This window comes from Halogranum gelatinilyticum, from assembly GCF_900103715.1.
GTDB lineage: Archaea > Halobacteriota > Halobacteria > Halobacteriales > Haloferacaceae > Halogranum > Halogranum gelatinilyticum.
Genome location: NZ_FNHL01000003.1, coordinates 63,496 through 80,049, shown reverse-complemented (window position 1 = coordinate 80,049; position 16,554 = coordinate 63,496). Strand labels below are relative to the sequence as shown.

The 16,554-nt window shown below is 66.8% G+C and carries 15 protein-coding genes; 9 read left to right on the top strand and 6 right to left on the bottom strand.

Annotated features, from left to right (window positions below):
- The gene (locus BLR57_RS11745) at positions 1 to 2,814 is read left to right on the top strand and encodes a PAS domain S-box protein (RefSeq protein ID WP_089697746.1); all 2,814 of its coding nucleotides are present in this window, start codon (positions 1 to 3) and stop codon (positions 2,812 to 2,814) included.
- Between the two features lie 6 nt (positions 2,815 to 2,820).
- Here BLR57_RS11745 and kynU read toward each other — a convergent pair whose 3' ends face one another.
- On the bottom strand, positions 2,821 to 4,110 hold the full coding sequence (kynU, locus tag BLR57_RS11740; RefSeq protein WP_089697745.1) for a kynureninase: 1,290 nt from the start codon (positions 4,108 to 4,110) through the stop codon (positions 2,821 to 2,823).
- An 85-nt stretch (positions 4,111 to 4,195) separates the two neighbouring features.
- Positions 4,196 to 5,506 carry an MFS transporter gene (locus BLR57_RS11735; RefSeq protein WP_170830629.1) on the bottom strand — a complete coding sequence of 437 codons (1,311 nt, stop codon included), beginning with the start codon at positions 5,504 to 5,506 and terminating at the stop codon, positions 4,196 to 4,198.
- 170 nt (positions 5,507 to 5,676) lie between these two features.
- Here BLR57_RS11735 and BLR57_RS11730 point away from each other — a divergent pair, with 170 nt between their 5' ends.
- Positions 5,677 to 6,630: an alpha/beta hydrolase gene (locus BLR57_RS11730; protein ID WP_089697743.1), complete on the top strand. Its 954-nt coding sequence runs from the start codon at positions 5,677 to 5,679 to the stop codon at positions 6,628 to 6,630.
- Between the two features lies 1 nt (position 6,631).
- Here BLR57_RS11730 and BLR57_RS11725 read toward each other — a convergent pair whose 3' ends face one another.
- On the bottom strand, positions 6,632 to 7,648 hold the full coding sequence (locus BLR57_RS11725; RefSeq protein WP_089697742.1) for an AIR synthase family protein: 1,017 nt from the start codon (positions 7,646 to 7,648) through the stop codon (positions 6,632 to 6,634).
- A gap of 90 nt (positions 7,649 to 7,738) precedes the next feature.
- On the opposite strand from BLR57_RS11725, the gene BLR57_RS11720 reads away from it, so the two are divergent.
- The 3 genes from BLR57_RS11720 to BLR57_RS11710 all read left to right on the top strand — a co-directional run bounded on the left by BLR57_RS11720 (position 7,739) and on the right by BLR57_RS11710 (position 9,516).
- Positions 7,739 to 8,182: a GNAT family N-acetyltransferase gene (locus BLR57_RS11720; protein WP_089697741.1), complete on the top strand. Its 444-nt coding sequence runs from the start codon at positions 7,739 to 7,741 to the stop codon at positions 8,180 to 8,182.
- 83 nt (positions 8,183 to 8,265) lie between these two features.
- Positions 8,266 to 8,661 (top strand): VOC family protein, encoded by a 396-nt coding sequence (locus tag BLR57_RS11715; RefSeq protein WP_089697740.1) that lies wholly within the window; start codon positions 8,266 to 8,268, stop codon positions 8,659 to 8,661.
- 42 nt (positions 8,662 to 8,703) lie between these two features.
- Positions 8,704 to 9,516, top strand: coding sequence for a BtpA family protein (locus BLR57_RS11710; RefSeq protein ID WP_089697739.1), 813 nt, complete (start codon positions 8,704 to 8,706; stop codon positions 9,514 to 9,516).
- 42 nt (positions 9,517 to 9,558) lie between these two features.
- Here BLR57_RS11710 and BLR57_RS11705 read toward each other — a convergent pair whose 3' ends face one another.
- Positions 9,559 to 10,866 (bottom strand): NAD(P)/FAD-dependent oxidoreductase, encoded by a 1,308-nt coding sequence (locus tag BLR57_RS11705; RefSeq protein ID WP_089697738.1) that lies wholly within the window; start codon positions 10,864 to 10,866, stop codon positions 9,559 to 9,561.
- A gap of 102 nt (positions 10,867 to 10,968) precedes the next feature.
- Here BLR57_RS11705 and BLR57_RS18975 point away from each other — a divergent pair, with 102 nt between their 5' ends.
- Positions 10,969 to 12,231, top strand: coding sequence for an outer membrane protein assembly factor BamB family protein (locus BLR57_RS18975; RefSeq protein ID WP_170830628.1), 1,263 nt, complete (start codon positions 10,969 to 10,971; stop codon positions 12,229 to 12,231).
- A gap of 22 nt (positions 12,232 to 12,253) precedes the next feature.
- Here BLR57_RS18975 and mvaD read toward each other — a convergent pair whose 3' ends face one another.
- Positions 12,254 to 13,231, bottom strand: coding sequence for a phosphomevalonate decarboxylase MvaD (gene mvaD / locus BLR57_RS11690; protein ID WP_089697736.1), 978 nt, complete (start codon positions 13,229 to 13,231; stop codon positions 12,254 to 12,256).
- 294 nt (positions 13,232 to 13,525) lie between these two features.
- Between mvaD and BLR57_RS11685 the strand changes: the two genes are divergently transcribed.
- Both BLR57_RS11685 and BLR57_RS11680 read left to right on the top strand, forming a co-directional pair.
- Positions 13,526 to 14,170, top strand: a complete 645-nt coding sequence (locus BLR57_RS11685; RefSeq protein ID WP_089697735.1) for a SatD family protein — start codon at positions 13,526 to 13,528, stop codon at positions 14,168 to 14,170.
- Positions 14,163 to 14,708, top strand: coding sequence for a hypothetical protein (locus BLR57_RS11680; RefSeq protein WP_139173341.1), 546 nt, complete (start codon positions 14,163 to 14,165; stop codon positions 14,706 to 14,708). The genes BLR57_RS11685 and BLR57_RS11680 overlap by 8 nt, the downstream gene beginning before the upstream one ends.
- Before the next feature lie 120 nt (positions 14,709 to 14,828).
- Here BLR57_RS11680 and BLR57_RS11675 read toward each other — a convergent pair whose 3' ends face one another.
- Entirely contained in the window at positions 14,829 to 15,686 is an 858-nt protein-coding gene (locus BLR57_RS11675) for a 3-hydroxyacyl-CoA dehydrogenase family protein (protein WP_089697733.1), read from the bottom strand.
- Positions 15,687 to 15,840: 154 nt separating this feature from the next.
- Here BLR57_RS11675 and BLR57_RS19420 point away from each other — a divergent pair, with 154 nt between their 5' ends.
- Positions 15,841 to 16,518, top strand: coding sequence for a DUF7409 domain-containing protein (locus tag BLR57_RS19420; protein ID WP_170830627.1), 678 nt, complete (start codon positions 15,841 to 15,843; stop codon positions 16,516 to 16,518).
- The last annotated feature ends 36 nt before the right edge of the window (positions 16,519 to 16,554 follow it).

Here is a 16,554-nt window from a genome sequence, read left to right as displayed (position 1 = left end):
ATGGCGGACGACTCGGAAGAGTTCGGTGTGCTCGTAGTCGACGACGACGAGGCGATGGCCGAACTCACCGCAACGCACCTCTCACGGCTACTCACGGAGGCGACCGTCAGCACGGAGACCGATCCGACGGCGGTCCTAGACCGAATTGAGTCCGAACGCGTCGACTGTATCGTCAGCGACTACGACATGCCCGTCTGGACCGGTCTCGACCTGCTCGAACAGGTCCGCGCGGCGGATCCGCGGATGCCCTTCATCCTCTTCACCGGCAAGGGAAGCGAGGAGATCGCGAGCGAGGCCATCTCCGCCGGTGTCACCGACTACCTCCAGAAACGTGCGGGTAGCGACCGCTACGAGGTGCTCGCAAACCGCGTCCGCAACGCGGTCTCCCGGCAGTGGGCGGTCCGCGAGGCCGAGCGACTCCAGCAGATCACCGACGTCATCCGGACCACCCAGCGCGAACTCGTCGGCGCGTCGACGGTCACGGAGATCTGTGACGGCGTCTGTCAGTCGCTGACCGACGCGGCAGCCTACGAGGGCGCGTGGCTCGGCGAGTACGACCCCGAGACGGTGACCGTCACCCACCACGGGAGTGCCGGTCGGGGCGACACACTGCGGGGAGCGACACTCGACCTCACCGACGACGACTGGGCGTTCGTCGCGGACTGTGTGAGCGACAACGAGACGCGCGTTCAGACGGCCACCGTGGCAGCCGGTGGTGATACCTCAACGACGGACAGTGACACAACGGCGACCAATGAAACGAGTCCCTCTGTGTCGGTGACGACCACCGACTGGGAGCTGCTCGCGGTCCCGCTTCTTCACGAGGACGGCGTGTTCGGCGTCCTCTTCGTCTACGCCGCCGCGGACTACGAGTTCGGTGAGACAGAGGCCGACGTGCTCATCGAACTGTCGTGGACGGTCGCACAGGCCATCTCGGCGACTCGAACCCGCCAGACGCTCTTGGAACGCGAGCGGACGCTCACGCGCTACGAGACCATCCTCGACGTGCTCGCCGACCCGGTCTACGCGCTCGACGCCGAGGGGAATCTGACCTACGTCAACGAGGCGTTCGAGACCATCACCGGCTACGACGAGACCGAACTCCTCGGCAAGCACGGCTCGACGCTCCTCGCCGACGACGACGTCGCCGCATTACGGCGAGACGTCGAATCGTTGCTCGACGACCCCAGCCGGACGCGGACGCGCCGCGAGATCGACGTTCACACCGCCGATGGCGGGACGGTTCGCTGTGAGGACAACATCACACTCCTGCCGGACCTCGGCGACGGCTTCCGTGGAACAGTCGGCGTCGTCCGTGACATCGAGGACCGCGTCGAAACCGAGCAGAACCTCAGAGAGACGAAGGCGAAGATGGAGGCCATCCACGGCTTCGCGCGCGACGTCGCCGCCTGCGACAGCGTCGACACCGTCTGTCAGCGAACCGCGGAGGCCGCAGAGCGTATTCTCGATTTCGACGTCTGTTACGTCGGACTCCGCGAGGGGGGCTGTATCGTGCCGAAGGCCGTCCACGGCGTCGACGAACCCGCGCCCATCCCCTACGACGGGAGCGTCGCCGGGGACGTGATTCAGGCGGGCGAACCGCGGGTGACCGACCGCCTCGCCGACGATCCCGCCGCCGCGGTCGACGACGAGGACGAGCGCTTCGAGTCGGGAATCACCGTCCCCATCGGCGAGTTCGGCGTCTTCCAGGCTGCGTCGGCGTTGACGGCCGACTTCGACGACCGCGACGTCGAGTTGACGGAACTGCTCCTCTCGCACGTGACCGAGGCACTCCACCGGCTCGAATACGAGACGAAACTGCGTGACGAACGCGACCGGGTCGCCGCGCTGTTCGAGAACCTGCCGGAACCCGCCGCGGCGTGTCACGCCGGATCGGAGGGACCGGTCGTCGACGACATCAACACGGAGTTCGAGCGCGTCTTCGGCTACGCGCCGGAAGAGATCGTCGGCGAGAACATCGACGACTACGTGATCCCCGACGGGGACGACCCCATCACCCTCGAAGAGACGCTCTACGTCGGCAAGACGATTCAGACCGAGGTCCGAAGACGGACGAAACACGGCGTCAGAGACTTCCACGTGACCATCATCCCGGTCGACCTCGACGGCTTCAGCAGCGACGGCTACGTCATCTACAACGACATCTCCGAGCAGAAACACCGCGAGCGGGAACTCAGCAGACAAAACGACCGGCTCGCGGAGTTCACGAGCCTCGTCACCCACGACCTGCGCAACCCGCTCAACGTCGCGATGGGCAACCTCGAACTCGCCAAGGAGTTGGAGGACTACAGCCGAATCGACACCGCACAGGCGGCACTCGACCGGATGGAGGGACTCATCGGCGACTTCCTCTCGCTGGCGAAACAGGGGCGGACAGTCAACGACCCGACGACGATGACCCTCGAAACCGTGGTCAGACAGGCGTGGCGGACCGTCGACACCGGGCCGAAGGCGACGCTCGACATCGTCGACAACCTCGGGGTCGTCTCCGCCGACGCCGAACGCTGTCGGACCGTCTTCGAGAACCTGTTTCGTAACGCGTTGGAGCACGGGAGAGAGGACGTCTCGATTCGCGTCGGCAGCCTCCCCGACGGCTTCTACGTCGAGGACGACGGTCCCGGTATCGACGCCGAGACGCGAGAGCAGGTCTTCGAGTACGGCTACTCGACCGAGCGCGACGGCACGGGCTTCGGTCTCGCCATCGTCGAGCGCGTCGTCCACGCCCACGGCTGGGAGATTACGGCGACGGAGGCGGACTCCGGCGGGGCGCGCTTCGAGGTTCGGACGAAGTAGGGTGATTCAGGTGACGCCCGCCCCGCGCGGGTCGTAGTCGGCGTAGACCTCCTCGTCGAGAATCTCGCGGAGAATCTCCACGACGTCCCACACGTCGGCGAAGCCCGTGTAGAGCGGGGCGGGACAGACCCGCACGACGTTCGGCTGGCGGTAGTCGACGACGACACCGCGGTCTTTCAGGGCCTCGCTGAGTCGGTAGGCTTCCGGATGTTCGATGGCGACGTGGCCGCCGCGGGCTGCCGCGTCACGCGGTGTGCCGACCGTACAGCCCGAGAGTCGCTCGTCGACGAGCGCGACGAGATAGTCGGTCAGCGCGACGGATTTCTCGCGGATGGCGTCGATACCTGCCTCCTCGTGGATGTCGAGCGCGCCCTCCAGGGGCGCGGCCGAGAGCATATGGACGGTCCCGATCTGCCACGCGCCCGCGCTGTCGGCGGGCGTGTAGGTCAGCTCCATGTCGAACTGCGTCTCCTTGTCGTGGCCCCACCAGCCCGCGAGCCCGGGCATCGAGCCGAAATGTCGCTCGTTGACGTACAGCCCCCCGACCGAGCCGGGACCGGCGTTGAGATATTTGTAGGTACACCAGACGGCGAAGTCGACGCCGACCGCCGAGAGGTCGTGGTCGACGACGCCGACCGAGTGCGCGAGGTCGAAGCCCGCGTAGGCGTCGTTGTCGTGGGCGACCTCGGTGATGCGTTCGAGGTCGAACAGTTGTCCACTGCGGTAGAGTACCGAGGGCATGAACACGATGCCCACCTCGCGCTCTTCGATGGCGTCCACGACGTCCTCGGTTGCGACCGTCCGGCCGTCGCGACTCTCGACGGTGAGCAGGTGGTCGTCGGGGTCGAGGCCGCGCTGGCGCAACTGGGCGCGGATGGCGTAGTGGTCCGTCGGGAAGTCGAGGTCGTTGGCGAGGACGGTCTGGGGTCTCCCCTCTTCTCCGAGTTTGTCGAGGAACGTTCCCACGAGCGTGTGGATGTTCGTCGTCGTCGAGTTGGTGATGACCACCTCGTCGTCCTCGGCACCGACGAGCGGCGCGAGTTTCGCGCCGAGATGTTCGCCGTAGTTGAACCAGTCGGGGTCGGTGTCGGTCCAGCCTCTGATACCAAGGTCGCGCCACTCGTCGACGACGCGGTCGAGCGTCGCCTCGGCGTCGGTGGAAATCGGCCCCAGCGAGTTGCCGTCCATGTAGAACTCGTCGGGGAGGGTGAACCGCTCGCGGAAGGTCGCGAGGGGGTCCTCGTCGTCGCGGGCGACGGCCGCCTCGCGACTCGGGTCGAAGTCGTCTGCGTCCATGGCTCTCACTCGGCGGGAGCCGTGTTGGTCGTTACGCCTCGTGTCCCGGTCCTGGCGGGTGACGCCGCCAGGACGGAGCGACGACTCAGTCGGCCGTCGACGTGCCCGCTCGCGACCGTGCCGGCGCGTCGAACCGGTCGACCACGGCCACGCTGACGACGCCGACGAGGACGGCGGCGGCGACGACGCCGACGACGCCCCACCGGACCGAGTCGACCGGCCCGAGCGTGGGCGCGGCGACCGCGACCACTGCACCCGTCAGGACCGGTGCGACGGTGCTGCCGAGGCGGCCCGCGGACTCGCCGAGGCTGACCAGCCCGCCCCGGAGTTCGACGGGCGCGCTGCCGGTCAGCGCGCTGCGGTAGAGCGTCAGCCCGAGTCCGAACCCTGCGCCCGCGAAGACGACCCCGACGCCCGCGACGAGTGTCGAGGGGGCGAACACGAGAGCCAGCACGCCCGCGCCGATGGCGGTCGTCGAGGCGAACATCGGGACGACGCGGGTGTCGAATGCCGCCGTGATGCGGCCGGACTGCGTCGAACTCACGGAGGAGGCGACGCTCGCGGCGGCGACGAGGAGACCGGCGACGCCCGCAGAGCCGCCCAGGAACCGCACGACGACGACCGAGTTGTACGTCAGGAAGACGAACCAGAGAAACGAGGGCACGGCGCGGCCGACGAGGGTCGCCGCGACCCGCGGATGGGTCGTGAGCGAGAGGAGCGCGCGGGTGGAGCCGTCGCGCACCGGTTTGTCCGCATCGTCGGCGTGCCCGGCGTCGGCCCCGTTCGGCCCGACCGCGTCGGCGGCCGTCGGCTCCTCGAACAGTGCCCAGACGACGAGTGCCGTCGGCACGGCCAGCCCGTAGAGGTAGAACGGATACTGCCACGCGAGGACGACGAGCGCGCCCGAGAGGACGGGAAAGACGGTCAAGGAGACGCCGACGGCGGTGAACCGGAGGCCCTGTGCGGAGGCTTCGGCGTCGGCGTCGTCGGCGAAGATGTCGCCGACGCTCGTGATGAGCACCGGCGCGATACCGGTGTAGCCGACGCCCTGGAGGAACCGCAGCCCGAGGACCGACCGGAAGTCGGTTGTCAGGGTGACGGCCAGCCCGGCGAGACCGAACAGGAGCAGCCCGCCGGTCAGGACGGGTTTGCGTCCTACGCGGTCAGAGAGCACGCCGACCAGCGGGATGAGGACGATGGCGGGCGCGGTGAAGACGGCCATCAAGAGACCGGCTCGGGCACTGGACACGCCGAGCGGCCCGGTCAGACCTTCGAGAATCGGCGAGACGACGGACGCACCGAGCGGCGAACTGAGGCTCGCGAGGAGCAGGAGTTGGAAGTCGCGCTCGTAGAGGACCGCCGCGTCGTCGCCGAAGAGCGTCTGCAGGATACCCACGACTAGCTTGTGACGACTGGGACGTTTGAACTGCGTGGTGTTGGGGCGGTTTGCCGGTATGTGGCGTGTTCTCTACTCGCTCCGAACTGAATCACGCCGTGGTGACAGCTGGCAGAAACCGGCTGGCCGCGATACGTGTCCTTAACACCGCACTGCCCGAACCGCCCCCAATGAGCGACGAGGAACTCGACCCGCAGTTGCGAGCGGTCATCGAGCAGATCGAAGCCGAGGGCGTCCCCGAGTGGCACGCGATGAGCGTCGACTGCGGCCGACGCGTCGAGGACGAACTGTTCACGAGCGACAGCCGACAGGAGATCGACTTCGTCCGCGACCTGGCCTTCGCGGGACCGCACGGCGAGGTTCCGGTCCGGGTCTACCGTCCCGGTGTCGACGGCCGTGAAACGCCGCTGCCGACGCTGGTCTTCGCCCACGGCGGCGGCTGGACGCTCGGGACGCTCGACTCCGCGGACGACCTCTGTCGCAACCTCGCCCGGCGCGTCGGCTGCGTCGTCGTCTCCGTCGACTACCGACTCGCGCCCGAGCATCCCTTTCCCACTCCGCTCGACGACGTCTACGCCGCACTGGAGTGGGCCGCCGACACCGCCGAGACCTTCGGCGGCGACCCGGCGCGGCTCGGCGTCGCGGGCAGCTCCGCCGGGGGAAATCTCGCGGCCGCAGTCGCGCTCCGCGCCAGCGAGTTCGACGGTCCCGACCTGAGCCACCAGCTGCTCCTCTACCCCATCACGGACCACGCCTTCGACACCGACTCCTACGCCGAGAACGCCGACGGGCCACTGCTCACTCGCGCCGACATGGTGTGGTTCTGGGAGCAGTATCTCCGTAGCCCGGTCGACGGCGCGAACCCCTACGCTTCAGTCCTCCGCGCTGGCGAGGACGCCCTCGCGACCCTCCCGCCCGCGACCGTCGTCACCGGCGGGTTCGACCCGCTGCGTGACGACGGAGCGGCCTACGCTGACCGCCTCGCCGACGCCGGTGTCGACGCCGTCCACCAGCACTATCCGACGATGGCCCACGGCTTTCTGAGTCTGGCCGACAGCGTCGCCGTCGCCGACGAGGCGTTCGACGCCGCGGCCGAACGCGTCCGGTCGTCGCTGTCGGAGTGACTCACTCCTCCGCCCGCGCCGCCAACCGCTCGTAGGCCGCCCACGACGGGTCGACGCCGGGGTGTTCCAACAGGTCGCCGTCGACGTAGACACCCTCGCCCTCGGTGACCTCGCCGACGACGGCGACGGGCGTTCCTCTGGCGTCCAACTCCGCGAGCACGTCGTCGACGCCGTCGGCACCGACGGTCATCACGAGCGTCCCCGAACTCGTCGAGCACCAGGGGTCGATGTCGAGGAAGTCGCAGACCTCGCGGACGCCGGACTGCATCGGCACGGCGTCGGTGTCGACGTCGAGGCAGACGCCCGCCCCCTCTGCCACCTCGTCGAGCGCGCCGAAGAGGCCGCCCTCGGTGGCGTCGTGCATCGCCGTGACGGGACCTGCCGCCGCAGCGGTCGTCGCGTCGCGGACGGTCCGCGTCTCGTCGAGAAGCGACTGCGCGTCCGCGAGCACGTCGGCCGGGAGGTCGAACTGGTCGGGAAAGAGTGTCGTCATCAGCCCCGTCGCCTCGACGGCCGGACCCTTCGTCACGAGCACTTTGTCGCCGGGGCGTGCGCCGTCGGGGCGGACCACGTCGTCCGGGTCGCCGACGGCCATCGCCGTCGCGCCGCCGACCCACGAGTAGTCGACGCCGCCGTAGCGGGCGGTGTGGCCCGTGACGATGCTGATCCCCAACTCCTCGCACTCCTCGTGAATCGCGCCCCAGAGTTCGGCGAACTGGGCGTCGGTCATCTCCGGCGGGAGGGTGAAGGAGACGGCGAGATGGGTCGGCAGGAGACCGGAGACGGCGACGTCCGAGAGGACGATGTGGAGGGCGAAGCGGCCCGCACGGTCGAAGCCGAGCTGCGGGAGCACCGAGAGGGGGTCGGTTGCCATGACGAGCGCGGTGCCGTCGAGGTCGAGCATCCCGAAGTCGACGCCGTGCTTCGGGCCGATGGCGACGTCGTCGCGCTCGGCACCCAGATTGGGATAGATGTGTTCGTCGAAGAACGCACGGTCGACTTTGCCGAGGTCGGTCATATCCTCGCTCCAGTGGCCAGCGGAATAGACCTGCCGAAGGTGGAGGCGGGAACCCAAAACGCGAAAGTCCCGCGTCGCCAACGCCGACGCATGACACGAGACGGCGTCGTCGTCGTCGACAACGAGGAGACCCGAGACGACGCGTTCGAGGTGCGGCGGGCGGTGTTCGTCGAAGAGCAGGGCGTCCCCGAATCCCTGGAGTGGGACGAGTACGAGGACGAGGCGACGCACGTCGTCGCCTACGACGAGGGGCAGCCGGTCGGCGCGGCGCGCTTCCGCGACTACGACCTCGACGGCGACCGCGTCTGCAAGGTCGAGCGCGTCGCCGTCCTCGAATCTGCTCGCGGCGAGGACTGGGGCCGACGGCTGATGGAGGTCGTCGAAGGCGAGGCCGAGGCGGCGGGCTTCGACCGCTTCTTCCTCCACGCCCAGACCAGTGCCCGCGAGTTCTACCAGAAACTCGGCTACGAGCAGGTCGGCGAGGAGTTCCTCGAAGCCGACATCCCGCACGTGAAGATGGTCAAGTCGCTGTAGCTCTGGAGAGAGCCACCGGTCGCGTAGACGGACCAAATCGCCGAGGCCACCGCGTTCTTGGTCTCTGCAAGCTACCCCCGTGTATGGATGTCGAAGCAATCGACCACGTGAACCTGCGTATCCCGAAAGAGGGCGGCGTCGAGCGCGCGACGGAGTTCTACGTCGACGTTCTCGGCTTCACCGTCGAGGGCTTCGACAAGTACCCAGAGGAGAAACCCTTCTTCAGCGTCCGGCTCTCGGACGACTCTGTCATCCATCTCTGGCCGACCGCGGAGTTCGAGGTACCCCACCGACGGGAGAACTACGACCACGTCGCCCTCCGGCTGGCCGAGGATATCGCGGACGTGAAGGACCGACTGGACGCGGGCGGCGTCGAGGTCGAACAGGAACTCGAACCGCTCGGGGCGACGGGCGTCGCACCCGCGGTCTACGTCCGTGACCCCTTCGGCTACCGCGTCGAGTTGAAGGCGAGCCGCTGAGGACCCACGCACTCTTTGCCGCACCCCGCCGAATCGACCGTCATGAACACCGACGTGTTCGACGTCGAGACGCCCCTCGTCGGCATGGTCCACCTCGAAGCGCTGCCCGGCGCGCCCGGCTACGCCAACGACAGGCGGACCGTCCACGAGCGCGCCGTCGCCGACGCCGAAGCCCTCGAAGCCGGCGGCGTCGACGGCGTGATGGTCGAGAATTTCGGCGACGCGCCGTTCTACCCCGACGACGTTCCGAAGCACGTCGTGGCAGAGATGACGACCGCGGTCTCGGCCGTCGTCGACGCCGTCGACCTCCCGGTCGGCGTCAACGTCCTCCGCAACGACGCCGAGGCGGCCCTCTCGGTCGCCGCCGCGACCGGCGCGGACTTCGTCCGAGTCAACGTCCACACCGGCGCGCGAGTGACGGACCAGGGTGTCGTCGAGGGTCGGGCACATGAGACGATACGTCTGCGCGAACGGCTCGATACCGACGTGAAACTCCTCGCCGACGTCGACGTCAAACACTCCACGCCGCTCGGTGGACAGGCGTTCGACCCCGAGGTCGTCGCCGAGACGGTCGAGCGCGGGCTCGCGGACGGCGTCATCGTCTCCGGGACGGGAACGGGCCACGCGGTCGACGTCGACCGACTCGCCGCCGTCGCCGAGCGGAGTGCGAGCCTCGACGTGGCCGCGCCCGTCTTCGTTGGCAGCGGCGTGACCGAGGAGACGGTCGCCGAGTTACTCGACGTCGCCGACGGCGCGATCGTCGGCACAGCACTCAAGCGTGACGGGCGGACGACGAATCCCGTCGACGAGACGCGCGTCTCGGCACTCGTCGAGGCTGCACGGTCGCGGCTCTGAAAATAGCTGAACGTCCGAATCCCCTGTTGGTCCGTCGTCTCCTCAGAACTCGTCTCCTTCCTCGTCCTCGTTCTCGTCCTCATCCTCGTCGTCTTCACCGAGGACGTCGATGGTGACCTCGTCGACGCGGTCGAACACCTCGTCGGCCGAGACCTCGTCTAACTCTTCGGGAGCGAGGTCGTCGAGGTCGTTGAGGTCGTCGAGACCGCCGTGGCCGTGGCCCAACTCCTCTCGGACCAACTCGGCGGCCTGCTTGATGGCCTTCACCGACCCGAGATAGCCCGCGCCGACGGTGGCCTTCATGGCTCGCGCGGCCGGGCCGCGGACGACCGTCGGGCCGACCTGTGCCACCGCGCCGTCGCCGACGGAGACGATCCAGCCCGGAACCTCGAACCGGTAGGGCTTCATCCGGGGGGCGAAGTCGTCCGGGTTCGTCAGGTCGTGGTCGACCAACTTCGCGATGTTGCCCGCGACGGTGCCCGCCTCGCGGATGGCCGCGGAGGCACTGGCGGGGACGGCTTCTCCGTCGGCGTCGACGGCGCGGGCCGCGTCGCCGACGACGAACGTCGAGCGATTGAGTCGAAGGTCGTTGCGGACGGTCGGCCGGTCGCCGTCCATCGCTTCGGAGCCGGTGATGCCCCCGGTCCAGACGAACTGGTCGTACGCCTGGCTCCCCGACTCCAGTTCGATCTCGTCGGCCGTCGCCTCGACGACCGTCTGGCCGGTCCGCACGTCGACACTGCGAGTGACGAGTTCGTCGTGAACGGCCTCCTGAAAGTTCTCGGGGAAGTTGGGCGCGACGGCGTCCAGCTGTTCGAGCAGGACGACGTCGACCGACTCGCTCGCGCCCTCCTCGTCGGCGAGCGCGGCGAGTTCGCCCGCGATCTGTACGCCCGAGAGACCCGCGCCGCCGACGACGACGGTGCCGCCCGTCTCACAAACGTCGAGGAAGTCCTCACGGATCTGCTCGGCGTCGGCGACGCGCTTGAGGGGCGTGCTGTGCTCCTCGACGCCCGGCAGGCCGTAGTAGGCCGTCTCGGCTCCGAGACAGACGGCGGCGTAGTCGTAGTCCAGCGTCTCGCCGGTGTCGAGTTCGGCCATCCCCGCGTCGGCGTCGACGGTCTCGACCCGGGCGGTGATGACGTCCGCGCGGTCGAGCACCTCGTCCAGCGGGACGGTGATGGCGTCGACGATGGAGGGCTGGCGGACGACCCGGTGGACTTCGTGTTGGACGAGATGGGTCTCGGACTCGTCGACGACGACGATGTCGGCCGCGTCGGGCAGTCGGTCTTCGAGTCTGCGGGCGAGGGTCAACCCAGCGTAGCCTGCGCCGAGGACAGCGATTTGCATATGAGGCAGGTAGGACCGGAGGACAAAGAGGGTGTGGGCAGGGGCGGTTCGCGAGGGCGAGACGACCACAACCGACTTGGCAGTCGCCCGAGCATGGCAGCTATGCGCCGCCGCAGTGCCCTCCATCTGGCAGGCGGAAGCCTGTCGGTCGCCCTCGCTGGCTGTGTCGCCATCCCGTCTCTGACCACCGACTCGTCGCCACCGACCCCGACGGAACGCTGGCGGTTCGCGCTCGACGACCCCTTGGCTGGTCGGCCCGCCGTCGCCCCGCAGAACCTCCTCGTTCCGGCCGCGGACGAACTGCTCGCGCTCAGTCAGGAGACGGGCCAACAGTACTGGCAGACGAGTGCGACCGAGCCGTCGGTCGACGTCGCCGACGAGATGTTCTTCCTGTGGACTCCCGACGCTGACCCCGAACTCCGGGTCTTCGACCTCGATAGCTACGCCCCTGCGTGGGAGGCAACCGACCTCCGGACGATGCCGACGGCCGTCGACGGGACGGCCTACCTCTCGGTGGGAGACACGAGCGACGCAGGGAGTGGTGAGTATACCGACACGGGTGGTCTCCGCGCCGTCGACATCCGGAGCGGCGAGACGCGGTGGTCGGTCGCCACACCCGGCCCGGAACCCCTCGCGGACGCCGACGCCGACACGGCCTACGTTTGGTTCGCCGAGGACTCCGCCGAGCAGTCACGCGGCGTCTCCGCTGTCTCCGTCGCCGATGGGAGCGAACGGTGGCATACGGCCATCGAGACATCCTGGGGACCGACGATGCGCGCCGGCGACACGCTCGTCGTCGGCAGCGACAGCGTCGCCGACGGCAGTGCCCGCGTGGCCGGACTCGACGCGACTGACGGGAGCGAACGGTGGACCTTCGACCCCGATGGCTCGGCGACCAGTGCCTTCCCGCGACTGGCGAGCGACGACCACGTCGTCGTCTGGTCGTGGTCCGAGGAACGCGAGGGAACGACGACCGCGCTCGACCCGCAGACGGGGGAGCGACGGTGGAATCGAGACGGCGACAGCACTCCCCAGGTGCTCGCCGACGGACTCGTCTGTCTCGTCTCTACCGAGGGCGTCGTCAGCGTCCTCGACGCTGCGGACGGCAGCGAACGGTGGACCCACGACACCGCGCCCGGACTCGACGTGAACAGTCTCACCCCGAGCGTCCGCCTGTACGACGGGGCGCTCTACGTCGTCACCGCTGACGCGGCGTGGGCACTCGACGCGGCGTCCGGTGCGGTGCGTTGGCGGTTCGAGCCGACGGGTGAAGAGGAGTTGACGCGAGGCTGGGAGGTCGGCGACGGCGGCGTATATCTCTCGACGCGGCAGACGCTCTACGCGTTCGAGAGCGAGGACTCGTGAATAGAGAGAGTCGTAGACCGAGTTAGAACAGCGCGTCGTCTTCGTCGAGCACCCGCGCCGGGCCGCCGATCTCCCAGACCGTCGTCTCGACGTCGCAGTCCGCGATGGCCTGCTCGACTTCATCCACATATTCCTTCGTCGTGTTGACGTAGACCGAGGCACCCGTGTCAGTCGAGAAGTAGACCGGGACGCCCTCCTCGCGGAGTTCGCGGACGGCGTTGAAGATGGCGATGGTCTCCGGCTGCCAGTATACCCAGCCCGCGGGACCGGTCATCGTCGTCGCGGTCAGCGAGAGCGAGTCGTGCTCGGCCGTCTCGAAGACGCGGTCGAAGTCACCCTCGCGCAGGGCGTCGCGCATCTCCGCGATCTGGCCGTGGACGTGGGCCATCCGCGCGTCGAACATATGGCTCTCGGCAGCTTCCTTGTGCGCCTGCTCGGTCTCCTTGTAGGACGGGACGAGCCCGGCGACGATGCGGATGTCCTCTTCGAGGTTGTCGGCGGTCTCGATACGCTCGGAGCGGCAGTCGTAGTCGTTGAGACCGGTGTGGAGATGCGAGTAGGAACCCGTGACAGCGCGGGCCGCGGACGACGAGCCGCGACGCGCGACCGTCGAAATCTCGGGCAGCGTCATGTCGAGTCCGGCGGCTTCCACGGCAGCGACGGCGAGTGCCGCGAAGCCCGACGACGACGAGCCGAAGCCGACGTTCGACGGGAAGGAGTTCTCGGACTCCATCCGAACGGCGTGGTCGATGTCGGCGAGTTCGCGCACGTGGTCGAGCACCATCGCGATACGCTCCGCGCCGCGACCCTCGACTTCCTCGCCGTCGATGACGTAGGTGTCTTCGTCACCTTCGGGCAGCCACTCGACCGTCGTCGTCGTGTTCGACGGCGCGGTACAGAGGCTGATGCTGTCGTGGTACGGGAGACGGAGCTCCTCGTCTCGCATCCCGTGGTACTTCACGAGGCCCTGGATGGGGTGGGCACGTGCAGTCGCTTTCATACTCTCGTTGCTGTCGGGTGGTGGGTTAAGCGTGCTGGATGCTGGTGACACCGGTTCTCTTCGTCGCACTATCTCTCTCTCCGCTCACGCCAACGACTGAGAGACAGCGAGTGTCTAGTAGTGAAGCCCGACCGGTTCAGCAAATGCCTGAGCCACGCGATTCCAGCCGTGAAGAAACACTCGATTGCCGACAAGAAACAAGCTCAAGAGCTTGTGAAGATAGGATACAAGCTCAAAAGCTTGTTATAGACCAATACAGTTACCAGGGATTGTACTGTAGCCGTAGGAGAGAGTATGGCCGACTCCAAACCGGACACACGGTACGTCGTTCTCGTCGATGTCGTCGATTCGAGGGAGATACCGAATCGAGAAAGATTCGAAGAACAGCTTGAAGATGCGTTGGGGTTTGTGAACCAGACCGAATCAGAGAACGTCTCGACACCGTTCACACAGATGAAAGGTATCGACGAGTTCGGGTGTGTCCTCCGGAAGCTGTCCCCGATACCGGATATCATCCCCGAGGTTCTCAACCGGATATACCCCGCGTACGCTCGCTTTGCCGTCGCCAGCGGAGAAATCGACATCGGCACCGGACGCGAGACGGTCGCGCAGATGGACGGTCCCGCATTCCACCGTGCCAGTGAACTCTTAGAATCGGTCGAAGCGACCGACCTGTACGTCGATGTGAAGACGAATCAGAAGACGGACGCGTTGGTTGCGAACGCGCTAAACCTCCTACTCCTCGAAAGAGAGCACCTCACAAGTCGGCAAGTCGAAACCATCCTCGCCTACGAAAAACACGGGACTCAGTCGAAAGCTGGAGCAGAGTTGGGTCTCAGACAGCAGGCAGTCTCCGATACGCTTCACCGGGCGAATTATAAGCGTCGGAAGAAAATTCGGCGTAGCCTCCGCGATACAATAGAGAAACTATATGACTGAAACTGTGCACGAACTTTCACGGCGGCGGACCCTAACCAACGTATTCGCAGTCGTCGTTGGGATTCTCTCGTTTGCGGTCTTCGTACTGTTTGGAAACGAGATCGCACTCGTCGTCGGTTTCCACGCGCTACTGTTAGGAACGAGTACTGCCGTCGTGACGTACTGTCTGACACAGTTTACGGGAGTACTGCTCGGTGAGGGAGACGAAGACGAGGGAGATCAGAAGAGTACAACCAGTTTTCGTGACCGATGGTGGCAGATTTTCTCCGGAAAGGCACTCGAAACGGACTCCGATGTCAAGGTAGACACGGGATGGCTGATCGGTCGGCTGGAAAACATACTGGTCATGACCTTGGTCGTCGCCGGACAGTACACAGCATTGAGTATCATCTTCGCCGCAAAGTCTTGGGTTCGAAAAGAGGACACAGCCAGCGGAAACACGACGTACTACCTTGCAGGCACACTGGTCAACTTCACGTACTCAATCGTCGTGGGGCTGACTGCGGTATGGGTTCTCGGCATGGTCTCCACGAACTGAAGTCGTGTAGAAGCACTTGGCTGGCAATCTTCGTGGAGAGGTGGTAAGCCTCCGGTCGGCTACGTGGAGCAGCAAAACGAGCGTACGTGAACGCGACTCTCTCGCATTCCAGCGAGGACGTCAGTACTCGTAGAAGCCCTTGCCCGTCTTCTTGCCAAGGTCGCCTGCGTCGACCTTGCGCTTGAGCAGGTAGGCCGGCTTGTAGCGGTCACCGAGTTCCTCGAACAAGGTTTCGGACGCGTCGAGACAGATGTCCAGGCCGATGTGGTCGGCGAGCGTCAGCGGTCCCATCGGGACGTTCGTGCCGAGTGTCATCCCGCGGTCGATGTCCTCCTTGGAGGCGACGCCCTCGTCGTAGGCGCGGATGCCCTCGTTGAGCCACGGCATGAGGATGCGGTTGGTGACGAAGCCGGGCTTGTCGTCGGACTCCCAGGTCTCCTTGCCGAGTTCCTCCGAGAGGTCGTGGGCGAGGTCGACGACGGCGGGGTCGGTCTTCTCGCCGACGACGAGTTCGACGCCCTTCATAATGGGGACGGGGTTCATGAAGTGGAGGCCGACGACCATCTCGGGTCGCTCGGTCGCGCTCGCGATGGTCGTGATGGAGAGTGTCGAGGTGTTCGTCGCGAGCACGACGTCCTCGGGCATCAGCTCGTCGAGGTCCGCGAAGATGTCCTGCTTGACGTCCATGTTCTCGACGGCTGCTTCGACGACGAAGTCGCAGTCAGCGAGGTCGTCGAGGTCGGTCGTGCCGGTGATGCGGCCCTGGACTGCGTCGGCCTCCTCGGTGCTCATCTTGTCCTTGGAGACGAACCGCGAGAGGCTGTCCTCGATGCTGTCGAGGCCGCGGTCGACGAACTCCTGCTCGATGTCGCGCATCACGACGTCGTAGCCCGCCGTCGCGGCCACCTGTGCGATGCCGTTGCCCATCGTTCCCGCGCCGATGACGCCGATCCGCTGGATGTCGTCCATGCCACGCATGGCCGGGACTGCACCCGGTGGGGACGTAAGCTTAGCGACGTCGTTCACGGTTCTTCAGCCGGGTGGACTGTCAATGCCGAACGTGCACGCCGAGTGAGAGGTGTGGAAACGCTCAAGTCGGCGTACCGAAACCGTCCGACCGAGTGGTAAACTCGTGACCGGGAGCCGTGACGTGACGAGCGAGTCGGATGCGTCGACCGACGTGTCAGAGTCGGCCGAGACGTCCAAGTCGACCGACACGTCCGATACGTCCGAGTCGACCGATACGTCCGAGTCGGCCGACGTCTCCGAGCTGACTGCGGTGGCGTTCGTCGGCCGCAAGACGGCCCGCCTCCTCGTCGACGACGGTATAGACGCGAGTGACATCGACGACAAGCGCGTCTCGTACACGGACCTCGTCGACGCGGGCGTCAATCCCGGTGTCGCCGCGCGCATCCGCCGTGCACACTCGCTCTCGTGGTCGTTCACCTCGGACGGCGCGGATCTCGAACGCCGGTCCGCCCAGGTTCGCGGTCTTGGCGACGCCGAACGCGCTTGGGTCGCGGCAAGCTCCGGCGACTGGGAAGCGTCCGAACGGGCCGCCGGTAACCACCCCGGCGACGACGCCGACACACCCGAACTCGGAAGCGTCTGGGAGGTGCTGTCGCGGCCAACAGCGCTCTCGACGCTTCCCGACATCGACGCCGACCTCGTCGCCCGCTTCCACGAGGGGGGCATCCGGTCGGTCAGACGGCTCGCAACGGTCGACGCCGTCACCGTCGCCGACGCGCTCGCGCTCGACGAGGAGACGGTCCGTCGCTGGCGGGCGACTGCACGGCGACACCGCGATTGACGGACACGACGGCTCCGTTCGACGGAGACCCGACGC

Coding starts and splice junctions, on each gene's coding strand:
- BLR57_RS11745 (WP_089697746.1), top strand. CDS start 1: ATGGCGGACGACTCGGAAGAGTTCGGTGTGCTCGTAGTCGACGACGAC.
- kynU (WP_089697745.1), bottom strand. CDS start 4,110: ATGGACGCAGACGACTTCGACCCGAGTCGCGAGGCGGCCGTCGCCCGC.
- BLR57_RS11730 (WP_089697743.1), top strand. CDS start 5,677: ATGAGCGACGAGGAACTCGACCCGCAGTTGCGAGCGGTCATCGAGCAG.
- BLR57_RS11725 (WP_089697742.1), bottom strand. CDS start 7,648: ATGACCGACCTCGGCAAAGTCGACCGTGCGTTCTTCGACGAACACATC.
- BLR57_RS11720 (WP_089697741.1), top strand. CDS start 7,739: ATGACACGAGACGGCGTCGTCGTCGTCGACAACGAGGAGACCCGAGAC.
- BLR57_RS11715 (WP_089697740.1), top strand. CDS start 8,266: ATGGATGTCGAAGCAATCGACCACGTGAACCTGCGTATCCCGAAAGAG.
- BLR57_RS11710 (WP_089697739.1), top strand. CDS start 8,704: ATGAACACCGACGTGTTCGACGTCGAGACGCCCCTCGTCGGCATGGTC.
- BLR57_RS11705 (WP_089697738.1), bottom strand. CDS start 10,866: ATGCAAATCGCTGTCCTCGGCGCAGGCTACGCTGGGTTGACCCTCGCC.
- BLR57_RS18975 (WP_170830628.1), top strand. CDS start 10,969: ATGCGCCGCCGCAGTGCCCTCCATCTGGCAGGCGGAAGCCTGTCGGTC.
- mvaD (WP_089697736.1), bottom strand. CDS start 13,231: ATGAAAGCGACTGCACGTGCCCACCCCATCCAGGGCCTCGTGAAGTAC.
- BLR57_RS11685 (WP_089697735.1), top strand. CDS start 13,526: ATGGCCGACTCCAAACCGGACACACGGTACGTCGTTCTCGTCGATGTC.
- BLR57_RS11680 (WP_139173341.1), top strand. CDS start 14,163: ATGACTGAAACTGTGCACGAACTTTCACGGCGGCGGACCCTAACCAAC.
- BLR57_RS11675 (WP_089697733.1), bottom strand. CDS start 15,686: ATGCGTGGCATGGACGACATCCAGCGGATCGGCGTCATCGGCGCGGGA.